Here is a 19,385-nt window from a genome sequence, read left to right on the forward strand (position 1 = left end):
GTATAGCGGCTGCAATGCCCGCCCCGCCTCGCTTAACTGTCACACGCCGCGAAGTTCACGCATGCGGAATCCGGCAGCAAACAGGGTGACGACATAGGCGCCGCCGCCCGCCGCTACCAGCACCGCCAGACGCCAGACGCGGGTCCATTTCGAGGCGGCGGTCCAGTCCGGCCAGATCCACATGCCCAGCAGCAAGACGGCAATCATCACCGCGCAGGACAGCGCCAGGCGCAGCATGTGTCGGGCCCAGCCCGGCTGGCGCTGATACACCCCGGCGTGGCGCAGCCAGCGCCACAGCAGGCCCAGGTTGATGTAGCTGGCCAGCGCACTGGCCATGCCCAGCGCCATATGCAGGCCAGGCACCGCGGCCAGCGCCGCCAGCCATGGCAGTTGCTTCTGCGCCGGCGTCGCCCACAGGCTAAACAGCAGCAGCAGGAACAGCAGGTTGAACACCATGTTCGCCACCAGCGAGGCCACACCAGCGCGCACCGGCGTCCTGGTGTCCTGGCGTGCGTAGAACGCCGGCAACACCACCTTGACCAGGGCAAACGCCGGCAAGCCGAAACTGAGCGCCGTGATGGACAGCGTCGCCATGCGTGTATCAAACGGGGTGAACTGCCCGTGCTGGAACAGCGTCGCCACCAGCGGCTTGGCCAGCAGCATCAGCGCAAACATGGCGGGAACTGCGATCAGCAAGGTCGTGCGCAAACCCCAGTCCAGCGCCTTGGAGAAACCATCCCGATCCGTGGTGACGTGGTGGCGCGACAGCGACGGCAGGATCACCGTACCCAGCGCCACGCCGAATAGGCCCAGAGGCAATTCCAGAAAGCGATCGGCCTGCGACAGCCAGCTCTGCGAGCCCGTCATCAAATAGGCCGCAATCACCGTATCCAGCAACAGGTTGATCTGCGCCACCGAGGACCCGAACAGGGTCGGCACCATCAGCCTGAGAATCCGGCGCACATCCGGATGGCTCCAGCCCCAGCGCGGCAAGGTCAGCAGATCCAGGCCACGCAGCGCAGGCAGCTGAAACAGCAGCTGCAGGATGCCGGCCGCCAGGATCGCCCAACCCATCGCCATGATCGGCGGCTCGATCCGCCGCGACAACCACAGCGCACCGCCGATCATGCACAGATTGAGGATCACCGGCGTCAGCGCCGGCAAGGCGAAACGGTGGAAGCTATTGAGCGCACCGCCCGACAAGGCGGTCAGGGACACGAACAGCAGAAACGGGAAGGTCAGCCGCAGTAGATCAGCGGTCAGCGTGAACTTTTCCGGCGTATCGGCCGCACCCTGTGAAAACAGCGTGGCCACCTGGGGTGCAAAGATCACGCCCAGCGCGGTAACCACCAGCAAAACGGCCCCAAGCGTCCCTGAGACGCGAGACATCAGCTGCTTGAGATCCTCGTGGCTGCGCTTTTCCTTCACCTCGGTGAAAACCGGCACAAAGGCCGTGGAGAACGAACCCTCGGCGAACAGGCGGCGCATGAAGTTGGGAATGCGGAATGCCACCCAGAATGCGTCCGTCGCGGCATTCGCGCCGAATACCGCATTGATGGACATATCCCGGACCAGACCGAGTACGCGCGAAATCATGGTCATGCTGCTGAACGACAGCAGCCCACGGAACATGCTGGGAGACTTCATGCCTCTGACGGTGCCTTTGCTTGAATGGGAGCCAGGCCGTGTCGGAACTCGACCCCCTGCCCGGGAAGGCGCATAGTCTGACAGCCAGCGATGGCGAGATGACAGCTCAGACATGGCATAATGCGGGCCACCTGTTCACCTTTTTGCGCCTTTCAGAAGGCGCTACGCCAGGTTTGGCGCCTTGACAAACAGCTAAGCTGTTGACGCTACGGCGCATTGGCCGCATAATCGCCGTCTTTTTCCAACCCAGCAATTCCGGAGTTCTACCTTGGCCAACATCAAGTCCGCGAAGAAGCGCGCGCGCCAGTCCGAGCAGCGCCGCCTGCGCAACGTCAGCGCCCGTTCCATGGTGCGCACCGCACTCAAGAAGGTCGTCAAGGCGATCGAGAATAAGGACAAGGCTGCTGCCGTCGAGGCGTTTGCCGCCGCGCAGCCGGTCATGGACCGCTATGCCGCTCGTGGCCTGATCCACAAGAACAAGGCTGCTCGCCATAAGAGCCGCCTCAACGCCAAGATCCGCGAGCTGGCGTAAGCCAGCATTTAAGCGATTTTTGGGTTGGCGAAAAAGCCGGCGAAAGCCGGCTTTTTTGTGTTGTCTAAGCGCGGGGCCGGCGAAAGCCGGCTTTTTTGTGTTGTCTAAGCGCGGGGCCGGCAAAAGCCGGCTTTTTTATGTTGTCTAAGTGCGGGGCCGGCGAAGGTGCTGCTTTAGCTCCACTGAAACCCTCGCACGCAAATCAATGGCACCGTCATTCCCGCGGCTCTCAACAGCCGAAGGGCTGGTCAAGCGGGAATCCAGTGCCTTTGATGTATCGGGCTTGCGGATCCATCGCAATCACCGGGCCATCCGCGGCCTCACTTGGGGCTCCGCTCACTGGATTCCCGCTTTCGCGGGCATGACGAGCAAAAAGAAAGGCGGCCAATGGCCGCCCTTTCAATCATGAGGATGTGGCGCGATTACTCTGCCGCCCCTTCCCCGCGCAGGCGCACGTCACCCGGCACCATATCGCTGCGCTCTTGGTGCGCCAGGTGCTGCGCCTCGAGGAAGCGCTGCACCTGCTGGCATACCGGCATGGTGTTCTCGCGGGCGATGGCCGACACCAGGAACCAGGGCTGGGTCCAGCCCAGGCGCTGGACGATGTCCTCGGCCACGGCCTGGCGCTCATCTTCCGGCAGCACGTCCGCCTTGTTCAACACCAGCCAGCGCGGACGCTCGAACAGCTCGGGATCGAACTTGATCAGCTCCTGCTCGATCGCATGCACCTGATCAACCGGATCGGACTCGTCCAGCGGCGCGATATCGACCACATGCAGCAGCAGACGGGTCCGCGACACATGGCGCAGGAACTGGATACCCAGACCCGCTCCGTCCGCCGCGCCTTCGATAAGGCCGGGAATATCGGCGATGACGAAACTCTGGTCGGTGCCCAGGCTGACCACGCCCAGGTTCGGATGCAGCGTGGTGAACGGGTAATCGGCCACCCGCGGCGTCGCCGCCGACACGGCGCGGATAAAGGTCGACTTGCCGGCATTCGGGAAGCCCAGCAGACCCACATCGGCCAGCAGCTTGAGCTCCATCTTCAGTTCGCGCGCATCGCCCGGCGTACCCGGCGTGGACTTGCGCGGTGCCCGATTCACCGAGCTCTTGAAGTGGATATTGCCCAGTCCACCCTTGCCACCCTGCGCCACCAGCAGGCGCTGGCCGTGCTGGGTGAGGTCGCCGATGGTCTCGTCGGTGTCGACGTTGGTGATCACCGTGCCCACTGGCACGCGGACATAGGTGTCTTCGCCACCCTTGCCGTACATCTGGCTGCCCATGCCGTTCTGGCCGCGCTCGGCCTTGAACACGCGCTGGTGACGGAAGTCGATCAGCGTATTGAGGCCTTCGTCGGCCACCAGCCAGATCGAGCCGCCGCTACCGCCATCGCCGCCGTCAGGGCCGCCAAAGGGGATGAATTTTTCGCGACGGAAGCTGATGCAACCGTTGCCGCCGTCACCGGCCTGGACCTTGATGATGGCTTCGTCGACAAATTTCATATCAAGGACCGTAGTAGTGATCGGTTAACGGTAAAGGGTAAGCGCGTTGCGGGCCCGTAGGCGGTAAAACACCGGCAAACGCCAGCTCAACCCTCGCTATCCACTCTTGCCGATTTATCTGCAAAACAAACGAAAAGCCCCGCCGAAGCGGGGCCTTCGCTGCCGCATCGAAAGGACTTAGCCCTTGACGACGCTGACGAACCTGCGGTTCTGCGGGCCACGGACCTTGAACTCTACGGTACCGTCGACCAGTGCGAACAAGGTGTGATCACGACCCAGACCCACGCCGGTACCCGGGTGGAACTGCGTGCCGCGCTGGCGAACGATGATGTTGCCGGCTTCGATGGCCTGGCCACCGTAGATCTTCACGCCGAGGTACTTCGGGTTCGAATCGCGACCGTTGCGGCTGGAACCTACGCCTTTTTTATGTGCCATGACTTAGTGCTCCAGTTGCTCAGGCGTTGATGCCCGTGATCTCGACTTCGGTGAAATGCTGACGATGTCCCTGCTGCTTCTTGTGGTGCTTGCGGCGGCGGAACTTGATGATGCGGATCTTGTCGGCACGGCCGTGCTTACGCACGGTAGCGCTGACCGTGGCACCGGCCACGGTGGGCGCGCCAACGGTGATCGACTCACCGGCACCAACCAGCAGAACCTGGTCGAAATTGATGGCGGCGCCTTCTTCGGCGTTCAACAGCTCCACGCGCAGGACATCGCCCTGCTGAACGCGGTACTGCTTGCCACCGGTCTTGATGACTGCGTAACTCATGGGATTATCCCTTCTGTCGTTATTCTCTTGGGTTCGCCAGGCACAAACCGTCACCGGCGAACTGCGGATTATAGCGAGCCTATCCGGCGCTGGTCAATTACTGACCACCGACCGATCTGTGCACCGCGCACGCCGTTCACAGACCGTTCTGAGGCGCCGGCTGGGCCGGGGCCTTGGCCGGCGCTGTGCCGGCATCGGCCTTGGCAGCGGGCTTTGCATCTGCCTTGGCGTCCGTTTTCGCTTCCGTCTTGGCTGGCGTCTTGGTCACGGGCTTCTTGACCGGTACCTTGGTCGTCTTCTTGGCCGAGGGTTTCGCTTTCGCCTTGGTAGCGGCTTTGGCCGGAGCGGCCTCGGCAGCATCGTCCGTCGCCTTCGCCACGGCAGCTCCCGAAAGCCCGGCAACGCCTGCACCAGCGCCGGTGGAGGCAAGCTTGGCCGGGCAGCGGCCGCCGGCATCCAGGCTGCCCATCTGTTTCAGCTCGGCGATCATCTGGTCGCTGCGCTCATGACTCCACTGCTGGCCAGCCTGATTGGCCTCGGCCATCGTGGTAGGCATCTCGTTGATGACCTTCTGGCCCAGGGGGGAGCGGTAGAACTTCAGCATGCCGTCCAGTTCGTCAGACGTGAAATGGTGCTGGTAGACAGGCACCAGGCGGCCGATGAATTGCTGGGTCTGGTTGGCATCCATGTAGTTCTGCCAGAAATCGGCAGGCACACAAGGCATCGACTGCTGCATCGTGCTTACCGCCTGCGAGTTCATCTGGCTGAGCATCTTGCCCACGCCAACGACCTCCATCAGCTGGCGTACCTGCGCTTCGCTAGCCGGGGTGGTCGAAGCCATGGCCTGCCCCCCGCATATCGCCAGCGCCAGCGTGGCGCCCCATCGTGTCAACTTACTCATCCGCAACTCTCTGTCATTCACTAAGGCCTGGATCGGCCAAAAGTCTATTAAGCCATAGTCGGGCCGGCCCTCCCTGAAGATGGGGGCTTCGAGCCCAGTGGCAACTAACGGGCAGGTAATAACTAACCTGATTAGTTTGGTATAGTACACTTTTCCCCAAACCCCGGGCGTCATGGACACCATCCGCATACGCGGCGCGCGCACGCATAACCTTAAAAACATCGACCTGGACCTGCCCCGCGACCGGCTGATCGTGATCACTGGCCTGTCAGGCTCTGGCAAATCGTCGCTGGCATTCGACACGATCTACGCGGAAGGTCAGCGGCGGTATGTTGAATCGCTTTCGGCTTACGCGCGGCAATTCTTGTCGATGATGGAAAAGCCGGACGTGGACCACATCGAAGGTCTTTCCCCGGCGATTTCGATCGAACAGAAGTCCACTTCGCACAATCCGCGTTCCACCGTGGGCACGATTACCGAGGTGTACGACTACCTGCGCCTGCTCTATGCACGTGTGGGCACGCCGCGTTGCCCCGACCATGGCATACCGCTGGAAGCGCAGACGGTGAGCCAGATGGTCGATGCCACGCTGGCGCTCGACCCCGAGAAGCGCTTCATGCTGCTGGCGCCAGTGATTCGTGAGCGCAAGGGCGAGCATGTGCAGGTGTTCGACCAGTTGCGCGCGCAAGGTTTCGTGCGCGCCCGTGTCGACGGTACGGTCTACGACCTCGACGCCGTGCCGCCGCTCACGCTGCGCCAGAAGCACACCATCGAAGCGGTAATCGACCGCTTCCGTCCGCGTGACGACATCAAGCAGCGCCTGGCCGAATCGTTTGAAACCGCTTTACGGCTGGGCGATGGGCTGGTGATCCTGGCAGATATGGACGATGCGAAGGCGCCCGAGCAGTTGCTGTCCTCGCGCTACTCCTGCCCGGTCTGTGATTACTCGCTGCCGGAACTCGAGCCGCGCCTGTTCTCGTTCAACTCGCCCGTGGGCGCCTGTCCGACTTGCGACGGCCTGGGCGTCACCCAGGTGTTCGATGCTGCACGCGTGGTGGGCCATCCCGAACTGTCACTCTCCGGCGGCGCGGTGCGCGGCTGGGATCGCCGCAACGCGCACTACTTCCAGCTGATCCTGTCGCTGGGTGCGCATTACGGTTTCGACGTCGATGCGCCCTGGCAGAACCTGTCCAACGATGTACAGAAGGCCATCCTGTTCGGCAGCGGCAAGGACAAGATCGCGTTCCGCTACATCACCGAACGCGGCGGTCGGGTCACGCGCGAGCACGCCTTCGAAGGCATCCTGCCGAACATGGAGCGCCGGTATAAGGAAACCGAATCGCCTGCCGTGCGCGAAGAGCTGGCCAAGTACATCAGCGACCAGCCCTGCCCCGATTGCCACGGTCAGCGCCTCAACCGTTCGGCGCGAAACGTCTTCGTGGCCGATCATGCTTTGCCTTCGCTCACCTCACGTTCGATCGACGATTCGCTGGCCTTTTTCGAAAAGCTGACGCTGACCGGTTGGCGCGGTGAGATCGCCGTGAAGATCGTCAAGGAAATCCGCGAGCGCCTGAGCTTCCTCAACGACGTAGGCCTCAACTACCTCACCCTGGACCGCCAGGCCGACTCGCTCTCCGGCGGCGAGGCCCAGCGCATCCGCCTCGCCTCGCAGATCGGCGCGGGCCTGGTGGGCGTGATGTATGTGCTCGACGAGCCCTCCATCGGCCTGCATCAGCGCGATAACGAGCGACTGCTCGGCACGCTGACCCGACTGCGCGATCTCGGCAATACGGTCATCGTGGTGGAGCACGACGAGGATGCCATCCGCATGGCCGATCACGTGCTCGATATCGGTCCGGGTGCCGGTGTGCACGGTGGCGAAATTGTGGCCCAGGGTACGCTGAAGGACATCCTCGCCTCGCCGCGCTCGGTCACCGGCCAGTTCCTTTCCGGCAAGCGCGGCATCGAAGTGCCGAAAGAACGCCGCCAGCAGCTCGATCCCGATTCGTGGCTTCACCTCAAGGGCGCCAGCGGCAACAATCTGAAAAACGTAGACCTGGCGATTCCCGCCGGCCTGTTCACCTGCGTCACCGGGGTGTCGGGCTCGGGCAAATCGACCCTGATCAACGACACCTTGTTCTGTCTTGCGGCCGCCGAGTTGAATGGCGCCACCACGCAGCCCGCGCCGTACAAATCCATCGACGGCATGGAGCTGTTCGACAAGGTGGTCGACATCGACCAGTCGCCGATTGGTCGTACGCCCCGTTCCAACCCCGCGACTTACACCGGCCTGTTCACGCCGCTGCGCGAAATGTTCGCGCAGGTACCGGAAGCGCGTGCGCGCGGCTATACGCCGGGACGTTTCAGCTTCAACGTGCGCGGTGGTCGCTGCGAAGCCTGCGAGGGCGACGGCATGATCAAGGTGGAAATGCACTTCCTGCCGGACGTGTACGTGCCTTGCGACGTGTGCCACGGCAAGCGTTACAACCGCGAAACGCTCGAGGTGCATTACAAGGGCCACACGATTGCCGATGTGCTCGGGATGACGGTGGAAGACGCGCTGAAGCTGTTCGAGAACGTGCCGACTATCGCACGCAAGCTCGAAACGCTGCGTGCCGTGGGCCTCGACTACATCAAGCTTGGCCAAAGCGCGACGACCCTCTCGGGAGGTGAAGCGCAGCGCGTGAAGCTCTCCAAGGAACTGTCCAAGCGCGACACCGGCCGCACGCTTTACATCCTCGACGAGCCAACAACCGGCCTGCACTTCCACGATATCGAACAGTTGCTCGACGTGTTGCACCAGCTGGTCGAGCAAGGCAACACCGTGGTCGTGATCGAGCATAATCTCGATGTGATCAAGACCGCCGACTGGCTGGTCGATCTCGGCCCGGAAGGTGGCGCCGGCGGTGGTCGCATCCTGGTGACGGGTACGCCGGAGACGGTGGCCGCAACGCCTGGCTCGCATACCGGACACTTCCTGGCACCCCACCTCGACATGAAGCCGGCCAAGGCCGCCAAGGTCGAAAGCAACGGCAAGCGCAAAACCGCATTACGGAAGAAGACTGCATGAGTTCCAGCGACACGGCGCCCGTGAAACGCACGCGCGCCCGCAAGATCGAGGCAGAAGAACGTGCCTCGATCCCCTCCGAAGCCGAGGCGCCGCCCAAGCAACCAAGGCCGTTGTTCGTTGCGCCTATCAGTGTGCGTTGGCGCGATCTCGACGCTTTCAATCATGTTAACAACGCCAACTACCTCACCTACCTGGAAGAAGCGCGTCTGCACTGGCTGCAGCACGTGCCTGGCTGGTTCGACGAGCACTCGATGCCGGTGCTGGCCGCGAGCGAAATCAACTACCGCCGACCGATCGAATGGCCGGCACAGCTACTGGTGGAGCTGACCTGCGAACGTCTCGGCAACAGTTCGATGGCGCTGGCCCATCGGATCATCGATGCCGACAACGACGGCCGCGTCTACAGCGACGGGCGCGTGGTGATGGTGTGGATGGATCCCACCACGGGCAAGCCCGTGAGCTTGCCGCAAGCCATACGCGATGCAGCCCAAGCTTCCGCTTGAACGACACACGTCGATTTAGGGGTTAATCCCGTCATCCAACGGATGCCGCAGCTTCATATGGCATCCGTAAGATTCACGTCGACCACCCGAAAGGAGTTCGACCGTGAGCCCGCTTCCCCTCCGCCTTCTCACCTTCGCCATCGCGGCGACGGCGACTGCTGCCGCGGCATCATCGGCATCCACCAGCCTCACGCTCTATCGCAGCGATGATGCCGCGCTGTTCAGCGCCGGCGATGGCGGCAATATGCAAGCAGGCTACGCCGTCGCACGTGAGCCCCGCGAACTTCAGCTGAAAGCCGGTATGCAGGACCTCCGCCTCGGCGGCCTGCCGCAATATCTGGATTCCGAAGCGCTGGCACTGACCGTCGATGGCAACACCGCCACAGTCATTTCACAGCGGCTGCAGTTGGGCCAGGGCCAGAACGCCGCCCTGGGCAGCCTGATCGGTCAACAGGTGGACGTGCTGGCTAATAGCGGACAGCCGCTCGCCAGCGGCACCCTGCTGCGCGCCGGCGATGGTTTACTGGTACAGGACGCCTCAGGGCGTACCAGCCTGATCCGCGAGTTTGCCTCGGTACGCGCGCAAGGCAGTTTTCAGACCGGCTCCAGCCTCGAGCTGCACATCGACGCGAGCCGCGCGGGTACCACGCGCGCCACTTTGAGCTACCCCACCAGCGGCCTGGGGTGGCGCGCCGCGTACGTCGGTACGCTGCAATCCGGAAACAGCTGCAAGCTGCAATTCGAATCACGCGCCAGCATCGCCAACCGTAGCGGACGCGACTGGAAAAACCTGCAACTGACCCTGGTGGCAGGGGAACCTCAATTCGCCAAGCCATCGGCGCCTCGACCGATGGCCATGGCTCACGCGGTTCGCGCCAAGACAGACAGTGCAGAACTGCCGGAGCAAGCCGCGCTCGCCGACTACCGCACCTATACGCTGCCGGCCGCCGTCGATCTGCCCGACGGCAGCGTCAGTCAGGTGCCGCTGTACGCCACACGCACGATTGATTGCGAACGCACCGCGCTCTATGAGAACGGCGGCAACTGGGTTCCACCGCACCCCATGATCGGCCGCGACTATCTTCAAGGCAGCAATAGCGCAATTGTGAGCACGCTGCAGGTGCGCGCGTTCGACAGTCTGCCTGCCGGCTACCTGCGCGTGCTGGCCGTCGATAGCAACGGCACGCCGCAATTCATCGGCGAGGGTCGCATCGACGACACGCCGAAGGGCAGCGATGCACGCATCGTGCTCGGCAATGCCTTCGACCTGCGTGGCGAGCGCGAGCGCACGGCGTTCCAGGTGGACAAGGCTGGTCGCACGCTCAACGAAGCCTTCCGCATCACGCTGACCAACGCAGGCGACAGCGCCCGCACCGTCACAGTTCGCGAGCACCCGGTCCGCTGGCGTGAATGGACACTGGCGTCGTCAAGCATCAAGCCTAGTCAGCAAACGCCGGACAGCCTGGAGTTCCAGGTGAGCGTACCGGCCAGGGGCAAGGCCACGCTGGATTATGCGGTGCGTTACCAGTGGACGGCCGAAGAGCAACCGCAGTAAGGCAAACGTACGTGAAGAAGCGCGGAATGAAGCGGCAGACACCACGCGCTGGCGGGTTTGCTACTCTCACTTCCCGCTATTCACTCCTTCCAGGGCTCAGCCATGCTCAACCTGATCACCCACGACGCCATCACCGAAATCAACATGGCGCGCCCGCCTGTCAACGCGCTCAACGTGGATCTGCTGCGAGCCGTCCGTGGCGCCATCGACGAAGCGTTGAATGCCGGCGCGCGCGGCATCGTGCTGTCCGGTGCCCAAGGCATGTTTTCGGCGGGCGTTGACGTTCCGACCCTGCTGGGACGCGATCGCGCGGGCGTACGCGAATTCTGGCGCGAGTTCTTCCTTACCTGCTCCAAGCTGGCGCTGTCGCCCGTGCCCGTCGTCGCATCGATCACCGGCCATAGTCCGGCGGGCGGCGCGGTACTGTCGCTGTTCTGCGACTACCGCGTGATGGCCGAGGGCCCGTTCCGCATCGGCCTCAATGAAGTCCAGGTGGGGCTGGTGGTACCGGAGTGCATTCAGATGGCGCTACGCCGCGTCGTGGGAGCCTATCGCGCGGAACGCCTGCTCGTCGCCGGTGCGATGATCGAATCGTCCCAGGCACTCGCCTGCGGCTTCGTGGACGAGCTGGCAGGCTTGGAACAGGTCACCACGCGCGCCCTGCATTGGATGAATGGCATGCTGGCACTGCCTTCCCACGCCATGCTCACCACCCGCGCTCTGGCGCGAGCCGATCTCATCGAGGCATGGACTGACGTCGACGCCTTGCCGATCGACCAGTTCGTCGACGCCTACTTCCACCCGGAAACCCAGGCCGTGCTACAGCAGCTGGTGGCTCGCCTCAAGAAGAAAGACTGAGGCTCTTATCCCTTCGCCACAGGGCGGCTTGGGTCGCTGACCCAGCCGCTCCATGAAGGAGCGTACAAGCGCGAGCCGACCAGCCCTGCGTGCTCCATTGCCAGCAGGTTGTGGCATGCGGTAACGCCAGAGCCGCACATGTGTACGACGTCGTGTGGCGCGTGCGTGCCAAGGACCTCAAGGAATTCCCGGCGCAACGCTTCCGCCGACTTGAAGTGGCCATCGGCGCCCAGGTTCTCCGAGAACGGTCGATTGAGCGCCCCCGGCACATGCCCGCCCACACGATCGATCGGCTCCACGTCGCCGCGATAACGCGGCGCGGCGCGGGCGTCGAGCAACAGTTCTTCCGGCACGCCGAGCAGATGGGCGTGATCCGTCCGATAGCGACTGGTGTCGTAGTGCAGCTCGACCTTGCTGGGCGCGCGCGTCACGTTACCCGCTTCCACCGGCAAGCCAGCCGCCAACCATGCGGCATAACCGCCATCGAGCACGGCCACTTCCCGCACACCGACGAGTCGCAGCAACCACCACAGGCGTGCCGCCGCGAGCGAGCCGCCGGCAGCGTCGTAACTCACTACCTGCAAGCCGGGACGCCAACCCCAACTCGACAATACCGCAGAGAACGCCGATTCCAGCGGCAACGGATGGCGCCCAAGCCCTTCGGCCTGGCGCGAAAGATCGGAGAGATCCTTGTCGAGGCTTGCGTACACCGCGCCCGGGATATGCGCTTCGAGATAATCACGTTCGCCCTTGGCAACGTCACGCTCGCCATGGGCTGGCGCCATCAACTCGAAGCGGCAATCGACAACCAGAACGTCTTGCGGCGACAGCGCGGCAAGTTCGCTGGCTGCGATCAAGGTGGATTTGAGGGTCATGCCCGGCCCATCCTCTGCAGAAGGTTAAAGACCATGGCGGCGGTAGCGCCCCAGATGCGGTGACCGCCATGCACGAATTCCACCATGTCGCGCCGATGTCCGCGAAACTCCATGGTGTAGCGCCGCAAATTGGCCGGCTCCAGGAAGAATGACAGCGGCACCTCGAATACTTCCGCCACTTCATTCGGTGCGGGATAAAGCCGCGCGTCGGGATCGATGCGCGCCACTACCGGCGTGATGCAATAGCCGCTCACGGTTTCGAAGCGATCGAGGAAGCCCAACGGTGTGACCAACTTGCGCGCCAGGCCGATCTCCTCCTCACTCTCACGCAGCGCCGTCGCAATGGCGTCGGCATCCTCCGGATCCGTGCGGCCGCCGGGAAACGCCACCTGTCCCGCGTGATCATGCAGATGATCGGTACGCACCGTGAGCACCAGACGCGGCTGGACACCCTCCCGCACACCCACCAGCACAGCGGCTGGACGTCGTGGCGCGTTGCCCAGGAGCTCCGCCATATCACGGTGATTCCAACCCTGGCCGGTCGGCGGTGCCGACAAGGGCAACAGCGCCGAGTGGAGATGGGTCAGCACCTCGCCCATCACGGGACCTTGCGCGGCGGAAGCACCTCGCGCATGTAACGCAGGCGCTCGTTGTCGTTCATGCCACGCCAACGGGCGATCTCGTCGCCCGTACGCAGGCAGCCGATGCAATAGCCACGCCCATCGAGCCTGCAGATGCCAATGCAGGGCGACAAGGAGACGGTGATGGTTGGAGCGGGATCGTTGAGCATGAGCCCGCTAATGCTAGCTGATTCGGCATCGGCTAGCAGGGCATCCCTCGGTCACTGCTGGATATCGAGCAGCTCGATTTCGAACACCAGCGCCTCGTTCGGCCCGATGCGCGGCAAGGCACCATGCGTTCCATAGGCCAGCTGCGGTGGAATCACCACCTTCCAGCGGTCGCCCACGTGCATGCGTGGAATCACGTCCTGCCAGCCGCGGATCACCTTGTCGATCTCGAAATGAACCGGCGCACCGCGGGCCCAGGTACTGTCGAACTCGGTGCCGTCGACCAGCATGCCGCGATAATTCACCGTGACCATACTGGTGACGCCAGGACTGATCCTGCCCTCGCCTTTCCTGATCACCGCGTACTGGATGCCCGACGGCAGTTGGATCACACCCACCTGCTGGCGATTGCGATCCATGAAATCGGCACTCTTGCGCGCATTGCTTTCGGCGATGCGCTTGAACTCGGCGATCGCCGTCGCGTGCATCTGTTCGTCGAGCATTTGCAGCTGATCATGCATGTCTTGCATGGACACGCTCGGACGCTTCTTCGAGTAAGCATCCTGGATGGCCCGCTGAAGCGTTGGAATATCGATATCCGGATCGCCATTGGCAAACTGGCTGCCAATCTGGAATCCAATGGCATAGGAGAGCTTGCTCTTGTCGAGCCTGGTCGAAGCGGCATCGCGCGATGCCGCGTTGTCCTGCGCATGCACTGCCGCACCCCATAACAGGACGCCCAGAGCCAGCCAACGCAGTTGTGCCATGCCTATCTCCATTACAGCCGGAACTCCACCATCGTAAGCGGTCCGGGCGGATCGTGCAGCGAACACCGGCAAATCCGGCGTCCCTGCTGAGAACGCCGGCGGCGACAAAGGTTCCCACTGGTACTATGCCTGTTTTCCCCGCCGGATTTCCTCATGGCCTATCGAAATCTTGAAATCGCCAACCGCGGCGCGGTTCGCACGATCACCGTCAACCGTCCGGACAAGCTCAACGCGCTCAATCGCGAAACACTCAACGAACTGACCCTGGCCTTTAACCAGGCCGGCCAGGACGACGCCGTACGCGTAGTCGTGCTGACTGGCGCGGGTGAGAAAGCCTTCGTGGCGGGCGCCGATATTGCCGAGATGAATGGCTACAGCCCAATACAGGCTCAGGGTTTCTCGCGTACGGGACAGCGCTTGATGAGCTTGATCGAACGCCTCGGCAAACCGGTCATCGCGCGCATCCAGGGTTTCGCCCTCGGCGGCGGCATGGAACTGGCGATGGCCTGCCATCTGCGCGTCGCCAGCGAAAAGGCGAAGTTCGGCCAGCCGGAAATCAACCTCGGCCTGATTCCGGGCTTTGGCGGCACCCAACGCCTGCTTCGCCTTGCCGGTCGTGGCGCGGCGCTGGAGTTATGCCTGACTGGCAGCCTGATCAACGCCCAGCGTGCGTACGAGCTAGGGGTGGTCACCCGCGTGGCGGCAGCCGAAGCGCTGGATGAGTCCGTAAACAGCTTGGCCGATCAACTCGCCCAGGCCGCGCCACTGGCCGCCGCCGGCATCCTGGATGCCGTGTTGCAAGGTGGCGAAACCACGATCGATCAAGGACTTGAGTTCGAGACGCAGGCCTTCGCCCTCGCCTTCTCCACCGAGGACATGCGCGAAGGCACAACCGCTTTCCTGGAGAAACGCAAGGCCGAGTTCCAGGGCCGCTGAGCGCGCAAGAGCGGGGATGCGTAGTGGAGCGCCCCCGCTCCCCATCCCCGTTACCAGGCACCGTGTCAGTGTCCGCCGCGATAGTTTTTTTCGCCGGCGATCACGCGCAAATCCAGCCTGTTTTCCGGCGGCGCCAGCGGACAGGTCGCATACGGCGTGAAAGCACATGGCGGGTTATACGCCCGGTTGAAATCGAGCACGACTTTGCCGTCCTTGGGCAGATCGGCATACAGGAATCGCGCGGCGCCATAGGTCTCATGACCGGAAGTGCGATCAGCGATCACGAAGAACAGCGAGTCGGGCTCTTCCTGGATCGGCAGCAGCTCGTAGGTGTGGCCATCACGATGGAACACGGCCTTGCCCGGTACTTTTTCCTTGTTGATGGTGCCGAGTACGGAGCCCACTTCCAGCTCATGCGGTGGGTCGAACGGCACCCAGTCGGCGACGATGCGCCACGACGGATCGATCGGGAAATAATCGAGGCCGAGGAAATGGCTGCGCGTCTCGGCCTGACTGTCCTTGACGCGCAACCCCTTGCGCCCATCACGATCGATGACGAAGAAATTGGCTGAGCCAAAAGCCACGATCGTCGCCGGCGAGGCTGCGCTGGCGTGCATGTCGTCAACCAGATTGGCCTCAAGCACCGGCTTGCCATCGATGGTGGCGCCGCTGTCGTTGTCGAGCACGATGTGCATCGCGCCCTCCTTGCTCAGCGTCACCACACCAAGGTGCGCAGGACCGGCCTTGAGCACGATGTCGTTGTCGGCCGCGCTGCCGACCCGGTTGACACCTTCATTCAACCATTCCAGACCGATCAGGCTCAGCCAGCCGCTGGGTGCGGTGAGGCTGGCCAGGCGCTTCTGCTGCCACTGCAGGACTTGTTGCGAGACATCGGCCGGGGTTGCGGCGGAGGGATTCTGGGCATGCACGGCTGCAACTCCAAGGCTCAAGACGAAAGCAAAAACGGTGGTACGCAACATGGCAGGCCCCGTCGACATCAGGGTCCGAGTATGGCCGTCCATTTGTCGATGTGGCAAGCGCGTCATGGCAGGCTCAGCGACCGCGCAGGAACAGCTTGTCCAGCTCGGACAAGCTCAGCTGCGTCCAGGTCGGGCGCCCATGGTTGCATTGTCCCGATCGCTCGGTGGTTTCCATTTCACGCAACAAGGCATTCATTTCCGGAATGGTCAGGCGCCGCCCTGCCCGCACCGAACCATGGCAAGCCATGGTGGAAAGCAGCTCGTTTTCCAACTCCTGCAGGCGCCGCGAAGTGCCGTGCTGGGCCAGTTCGGCGAGCACATCGCGACACAGCTGGGCAACGTCAGCCCCTTCCAGCAAGGCGGGAATACGTCGCACGACCACGCCCGAAGGACCGCTGCGCGATAACTCCAGCCCCCATTCGGCCAGCGCATCCGCATGCTCTTCGGCAGCGGCAGCCTCCTTCGCGCTCACGGCCACGTTCAGCGGCACCAGCATCATCTGCGAACGCAGGTTGCTGCAGGCCCGACCCGCCTTGAGCTTTTCGTAGGTGATGCGCTCGTGCGCGGCATGCATGTCGACCAGGATCAGGCCATGCGTATTCTCAGCCAGGATGTAGATGCTCTTGAGTTGCGCGATGGCGAAGCCCAGGGGCGGCGCCTCGTCATCCGCCGCTTCGGGCATGGGCGAGTTCGCCGCATAAGCCAAGGGCGGCTGCGTGGCGGCCGGCTCGCCCAGCAGGGCAGCGTAGCCAGCCAGTGGCTGCTCGCGCACACCCAGACTGAGCCGGCTCTGGCTGAACGAGTTGGGCCATGCCGGTGCCGACAACGCAGGTGTCGACGACGATATGCCGAACGACGGTATCGCCACTGGAGCGGCCTCCTGCGGCGGCAACCCCACGTTGCCTGCACGCGTCTGCGCCAGCGCTTCATGCAGGGTGCGGAACAGAAAGTCATGTACCAGCCGCTGCTCACGGAAACGCACTTCGTGCTTGGCGGGATGCACGTTCACGTCCACGCCAGCCGGATCGAGCTCCAGGTAGAGCACGAACGCGGCATGACGACCGTGGAACAGCACGTCGGCATAGGCCTGACGCACGGCATGGGCCACGATGCGATCGCGCACCAGGCGCCCGTTGACGTAGAAGTACTGCGAATCCGCCTGCGAACGAGACGCCGTAGGCAACCCGACCCAACCCGACAAGTGCAGGCCCGCCGCCGCGTGATCGACACGCAGGCTCTGCTGCGGAAAATCCTCGCCCAGCACCTCGGCCACACGCTGCAGTGCGGCGCCCTCATCGCGTGCCGCCTTGAGTATGCGCACCGGCTTGCCGTTATGACTCAGGCGAAATTCCACCGAGCGACGTGCCAGTGCGAGCGACTTCAGCAGGTCGTCGATATGCGCGAACTCCGTTCGCTCCGCGCGAAGAAATTTTCGGCGCGCAGGAACGTTGTAGAACAGGTCACGCACTTCGACGCTGCTGCCCTGCGGATGCTGCGCAGGTCGCGCCGCCTGCATCTTGCCGCCATCGACCTCGATGCGGAATGCGGTGTCCTGTCCTTGCGCGCGCGAGGTCAGCGCGAAACGCGCCACCGACGACACTGAGGCGAGGGCTTCGCCGCGAAATCCCATGCTGGCGACATGCTCAAGATCGTCGAAGCTACCGATCTTGCTGGTGGCGTGCGAGGCCACGGCCAACTGCAGCTCGTCCGGTGAAATCCCGCAGCCATCGTCGCGTACGCGGATCAATCGCGCGCCGCCCTGCTCGATGTCGACCTCGATCCGGGTGGCGCCGGCATCCAGGCTGTTCTCGACCAGTTCCTTGACCACGGAAGAAGGGCGCTCGATCACCTCGCCAGCGGCGATCTGGTTGATGAGTTCGGGGGGAAGGGCACGGATGACAGGCATCGGCGAAGCTTAAAGCCTGCCCTGCCCGGGCGAAAGCAAAAGCGCCGCCTGGAGGCGGCGAGGTCGGTCACCTCAGGAAAGCGCTCAACTCGCAGGAATGGTCAACACCATGCCCACGCGTACCCCGCTGTCGCCATTGATGCGATTGGCGTTTTTCAGCGCATCGATGCTTACGCCGTACTCGCGAGCGATGCTGCGCAGGTTCTCGCCAGGCTCGACGCGATGCAGGTCGCGCACCCCATCGTCAGCGCTTGATCCATCGCCGCTGGGGCCCTTGCTGGACGAGGCCATCGCCTGCGCCACGGCCTTGTTGGCGCGAGCCGAGGTGTCGTCATCGCTGCCCTTCGACGTGGCCAGCGCAACCCCGCTGCGACGCGCCGCCTGGGCGGCAAACCAGCTGCCAGGCGGCGGCGTGGCTTCGAAGTAACCGCGCACGCCACTCATTACCGCCGTGGCGAGGCGCGCCTGATGCGAGGGATCGCGCAACTTGCGCTCCTCGTCCGGATTACTGATGAAGGCGGTCTCGACCAGGATCGACGGCACGTCGGGCGAACGCAGCACCACAAAGTTTGCCCGTTCCACATAGCCGCGATGGGTCGGACCGAGATTGCCCAGGGCGCTCAGCACGTTGCCGGCCACCGACTCGCTGGCCTGCATGGAATAGCCCTGCTGCAGGTCCAGCAACACGGCGGCCAGGCCGTCGTTCTTGTCGTCCAGCGTGACGCCACCGATCAGGTCGGCTCGGTTCTGGCCATCTGCCAACCATTGCGCGGCCATATTGGTCTTGCCGCGCGGCGACAACACCCACACCGATGAACCCTTGGCATCGCCATTGACGAAGGCGTCGGCGTGGATCGAGATGAAGAGGTCGGCGGAGTTGTTGCGTGCGATCTGGTAACGCTGCGCCAGCGGGATGAAGAAGTCCGTGCTACGCGTCAGCACGGCACGCATGCCGGGCTGCTGGTTGATCTGCTCCGCCAGCTGGCGCGCGACCGCGAGGGTGACGTTTTTCTCCAGCGTGCCGCTGGGACCATGAGCGCCCGGATCGTCGCCGCCATGGCCGGCATCGACGGCAATCACCACCTTGCGCTCGCCGTTCAACAGCGCCGCTGCTGCCCGAGTGGAGGCCATGCCGCTCTGGGTTGGCTTGAGGCCGGACTTGCTCCCGCTACGCGAGGGCGACGGTGTGTAGGTCGACGCCGGATCAGGTGCCGATACGGCTGGCGCGGCGACTGGCGCTGCGGCCACGGCCGCCGGGCCGTCGTCATCCGACCCGCGCACGACGGGCTTGGACGCCATGCCGCTAGCGGGATAAAGATCCACGACCAGGCGGTAGCCGTAGTCCGCCTGCGGTTTCAGCAGGAAGCTCTTGATGCTGCTGGAGGGGTCGATCTTGGCCGTGAGCCTGACATTGTTGCCCTGTCGCTCGCCACTGAGCCCCTTGTAGAGCCCCTGGGCCGAGGGGGAGCTGAAGTCGCTGCTGATGGCGCTGTCGCTTACGTCGACCGTCAGCTGGTCGCCATCCTGCTTGACCTTGTAAGTCACCGGGCCGGACACGTCGAGCACGACGCGGGTGTATTCGGGGCCAGCCCAGACGCGAGCGGACTTCACATCGGCCGCACGCGCGACGCAAAAAGGCACCAGAGCCATCAAGGCCATGGCACCAAGCAAAGCAGGATGCGTCCAATATCCCTTCATGGTGCGGAATTGAAGCCCACTCGCCTGCCGATTGCAAGAGGTTTTCCTTTGAATATCCATAACCTGCAGCTGTTTTGTCAGATCGCCTCCAGCTATCG

16 protein-coding genes and 1 pseudogene are annotated in these 19,385 nt (G+C 63.5%); 6 read left to right on the plus strand and 11 right to left on the minus strand.

The window, feature by feature from the left end; translation table 11 throughout:
• Positions 1-39: 39 nt before the first annotated feature.
• On the minus strand, positions 40-1,647 hold the full coding sequence (murJ, locus tag OUZ30_RS12940) for a murein biosynthesis integral membrane protein MurJ (protein WP_266182719.1): 1,608 nt from the start codon (positions 1,645-1,647) through the stop codon (positions 40-42).
• 268 nt (positions 1,648-1,915) lie between these two features.
• Here murJ and rpsT point away from each other — a divergent pair, with 268 nt between their 5' ends.
• A complete protein-coding gene (gene rpsT / locus OUZ30_RS12945; RefSeq protein WP_038616506.1) occupies positions 1,916-2,179 on the plus strand; it encodes a 30S ribosomal protein S20 in 264 nt (87 codons plus the stop codon).
• Between the two features lie 422 nt (positions 2,180-2,601).
• Here the strand turns inward: rpsT and cgtA are convergent, their stop codons facing one another.
• From cgtA to OUZ30_RS20355, 4 genes are all read right to left on the minus strand, one after another.
• Positions 2,602-3,681: an Obg family GTPase CgtA gene (gene cgtA, locus OUZ30_RS12950; RefSeq protein ID WP_266182721.1), complete on the minus strand. Its 1,080-nt coding sequence runs from the start codon at positions 3,679-3,681 to the stop codon at positions 2,602-2,604.
• A 177-nt stretch (positions 3,682-3,858) separates the two neighbouring features.
• A complete protein-coding gene (gene rpmA / locus OUZ30_RS12955; protein WP_266150322.1) occupies positions 3,859-4,116 on the minus strand; it encodes a 50S ribosomal protein L27 in 258 nt (85 codons plus the stop codon).
• A 19-nt stretch (positions 4,117-4,135) separates the two neighbouring features.
• Positions 4,136-4,450 (minus strand): 50S ribosomal protein L21, encoded by a 315-nt coding sequence (rplU, locus tag OUZ30_RS12960; RefSeq protein WP_266150323.1) that lies wholly within the window; start codon positions 4,448-4,450, stop codon positions 4,136-4,138.
• A 136-nt stretch (positions 4,451-4,586) separates the two neighbouring features.
• Positions 4,587-5,351 (minus strand): DUF2059 domain-containing protein, encoded by a 765-nt coding sequence (locus OUZ30_RS20355; protein ID WP_283255901.1) that lies wholly within the window; start codon positions 5,349-5,351, stop codon positions 4,587-4,589.
• Positions 5,352-5,523: 172 nt separating this feature from the next.
• Between OUZ30_RS20355 and uvrA the strand changes: the two genes are divergently transcribed.
• From uvrA to OUZ30_RS12990, 4 genes are all read left to right on the plus strand, one after another.
• Positions 5,524-8,421, plus strand: coding sequence for an excinuclease ABC subunit UvrA (uvrA, locus tag OUZ30_RS12975; RefSeq protein ID WP_266182722.1), 2,898 nt, complete (start codon positions 5,524-5,526; stop codon positions 8,419-8,421).
• Positions 8,418-8,924, plus strand: coding sequence for an acyl-CoA thioesterase (locus OUZ30_RS12980; protein WP_266182723.1), 507 nt, complete (start codon positions 8,418-8,420; stop codon positions 8,922-8,924). Before uvrA ends, OUZ30_RS12980 begins: the two co-directional genes overlap by 4 nt.
• A 103-nt stretch (positions 8,925-9,027) precedes the next feature.
• Positions 9,028-10,479 (plus strand): DUF4139 domain-containing protein, encoded by a 1,452-nt coding sequence (locus OUZ30_RS12985; protein ID WP_266182724.1) that lies wholly within the window; start codon positions 9,028-9,030, stop codon positions 10,477-10,479.
• Between the two features lie 102 nt (positions 10,480-10,581).
• Positions 10,582-11,337, plus strand: coding sequence for an enoyl-CoA hydratase/isomerase family protein (locus OUZ30_RS12990; RefSeq protein WP_266182726.1), 756 nt, complete (start codon positions 10,582-10,584; stop codon positions 11,335-11,337).
• Between the two features lie 5 nt (positions 11,338-11,342).
• Here the strand turns inward: OUZ30_RS12990 and OUZ30_RS12995 are convergent, their stop codons facing one another.
• The 3 genes and pseudogenes from OUZ30_RS12995 to bamJ all read right to left on the minus strand — a co-directional run bounded on the left by OUZ30_RS12995 (position 11,343) and on the right by bamJ (position 13,767).
• Positions 11,343-12,212: a sulfurtransferase gene (locus tag OUZ30_RS12995; RefSeq protein ID WP_266182727.1), complete on the minus strand. Its 870-nt coding sequence runs from the start codon at positions 12,210-12,212 to the stop codon at positions 11,343-11,345.
• Positions 12,209-13,002 (minus strand): annotated as a pseudogene (locus tag OUZ30_RS13000) (CoA pyrophosphatase). Before OUZ30_RS13000 ends, OUZ30_RS12995 begins: the two are co-directional and overlap by 4 nt.
• 51 nt (positions 13,003-13,053) lie before the next feature.
• Positions 13,054-13,767 carry a BamJ family beta-barrel-assembly machinery protein gene (gene bamJ, locus OUZ30_RS13010; protein ID WP_266182730.1) on the minus strand — a complete coding sequence of 238 codons (714 nt, stop codon included), beginning with the start codon at positions 13,765-13,767 and terminating at the stop codon, positions 13,054-13,056.
• Between the two features lie 153 nt (positions 13,768-13,920).
• On the opposite strand from bamJ, the gene OUZ30_RS13015 reads away from it, so the two are divergent.
• Positions 13,921-14,703, plus strand: coding sequence for an enoyl-CoA hydratase-related protein (locus OUZ30_RS13015; protein WP_266182731.1), 783 nt, complete (start codon positions 13,921-13,923; stop codon positions 14,701-14,703).
• Positions 14,704-14,768: 65 nt separating this feature from the next.
• Here OUZ30_RS13015 and OUZ30_RS13020 read toward each other — a convergent pair whose 3' ends face one another.
• From OUZ30_RS13020 to OUZ30_RS13030, 3 genes are all read right to left on the minus strand, one after another.
• Positions 14,769-15,683 (minus strand): DUF1684 domain-containing protein, encoded by a 915-nt coding sequence (locus OUZ30_RS13020; protein ID WP_266182732.1) that lies wholly within the window; start codon positions 15,681-15,683, stop codon positions 14,769-14,771.
• 73 nt (positions 15,684-15,756) lie between these two features.
• Positions 15,757-17,589: a DNA mismatch repair endonuclease MutL gene (gene mutL, locus OUZ30_RS13025; protein ID WP_266182733.1), complete on the minus strand. Its 1,833-nt coding sequence runs from the start codon at positions 17,587-17,589 to the stop codon at positions 15,757-15,759.
• A gap of 84 nt (positions 17,590-17,673) precedes the next feature.
• Positions 17,674-19,248, minus strand: coding sequence for an N-acetylmuramoyl-L-alanine amidase (locus tag OUZ30_RS13030; protein ID WP_266182734.1), 1,575 nt, complete (start codon positions 19,246-19,248; stop codon positions 17,674-17,676).
• Positions 19,249-19,385: the final 137 nt, after the last annotated feature.

The sequence above is a fragment of the Dyella humicola genome, assembly GCF_026283945.1.
Classification (GTDB): Bacteria; Pseudomonadota; Gammaproteobacteria; order Xanthomonadales; family Rhodanobacteraceae; genus Dyella; species Dyella humicola.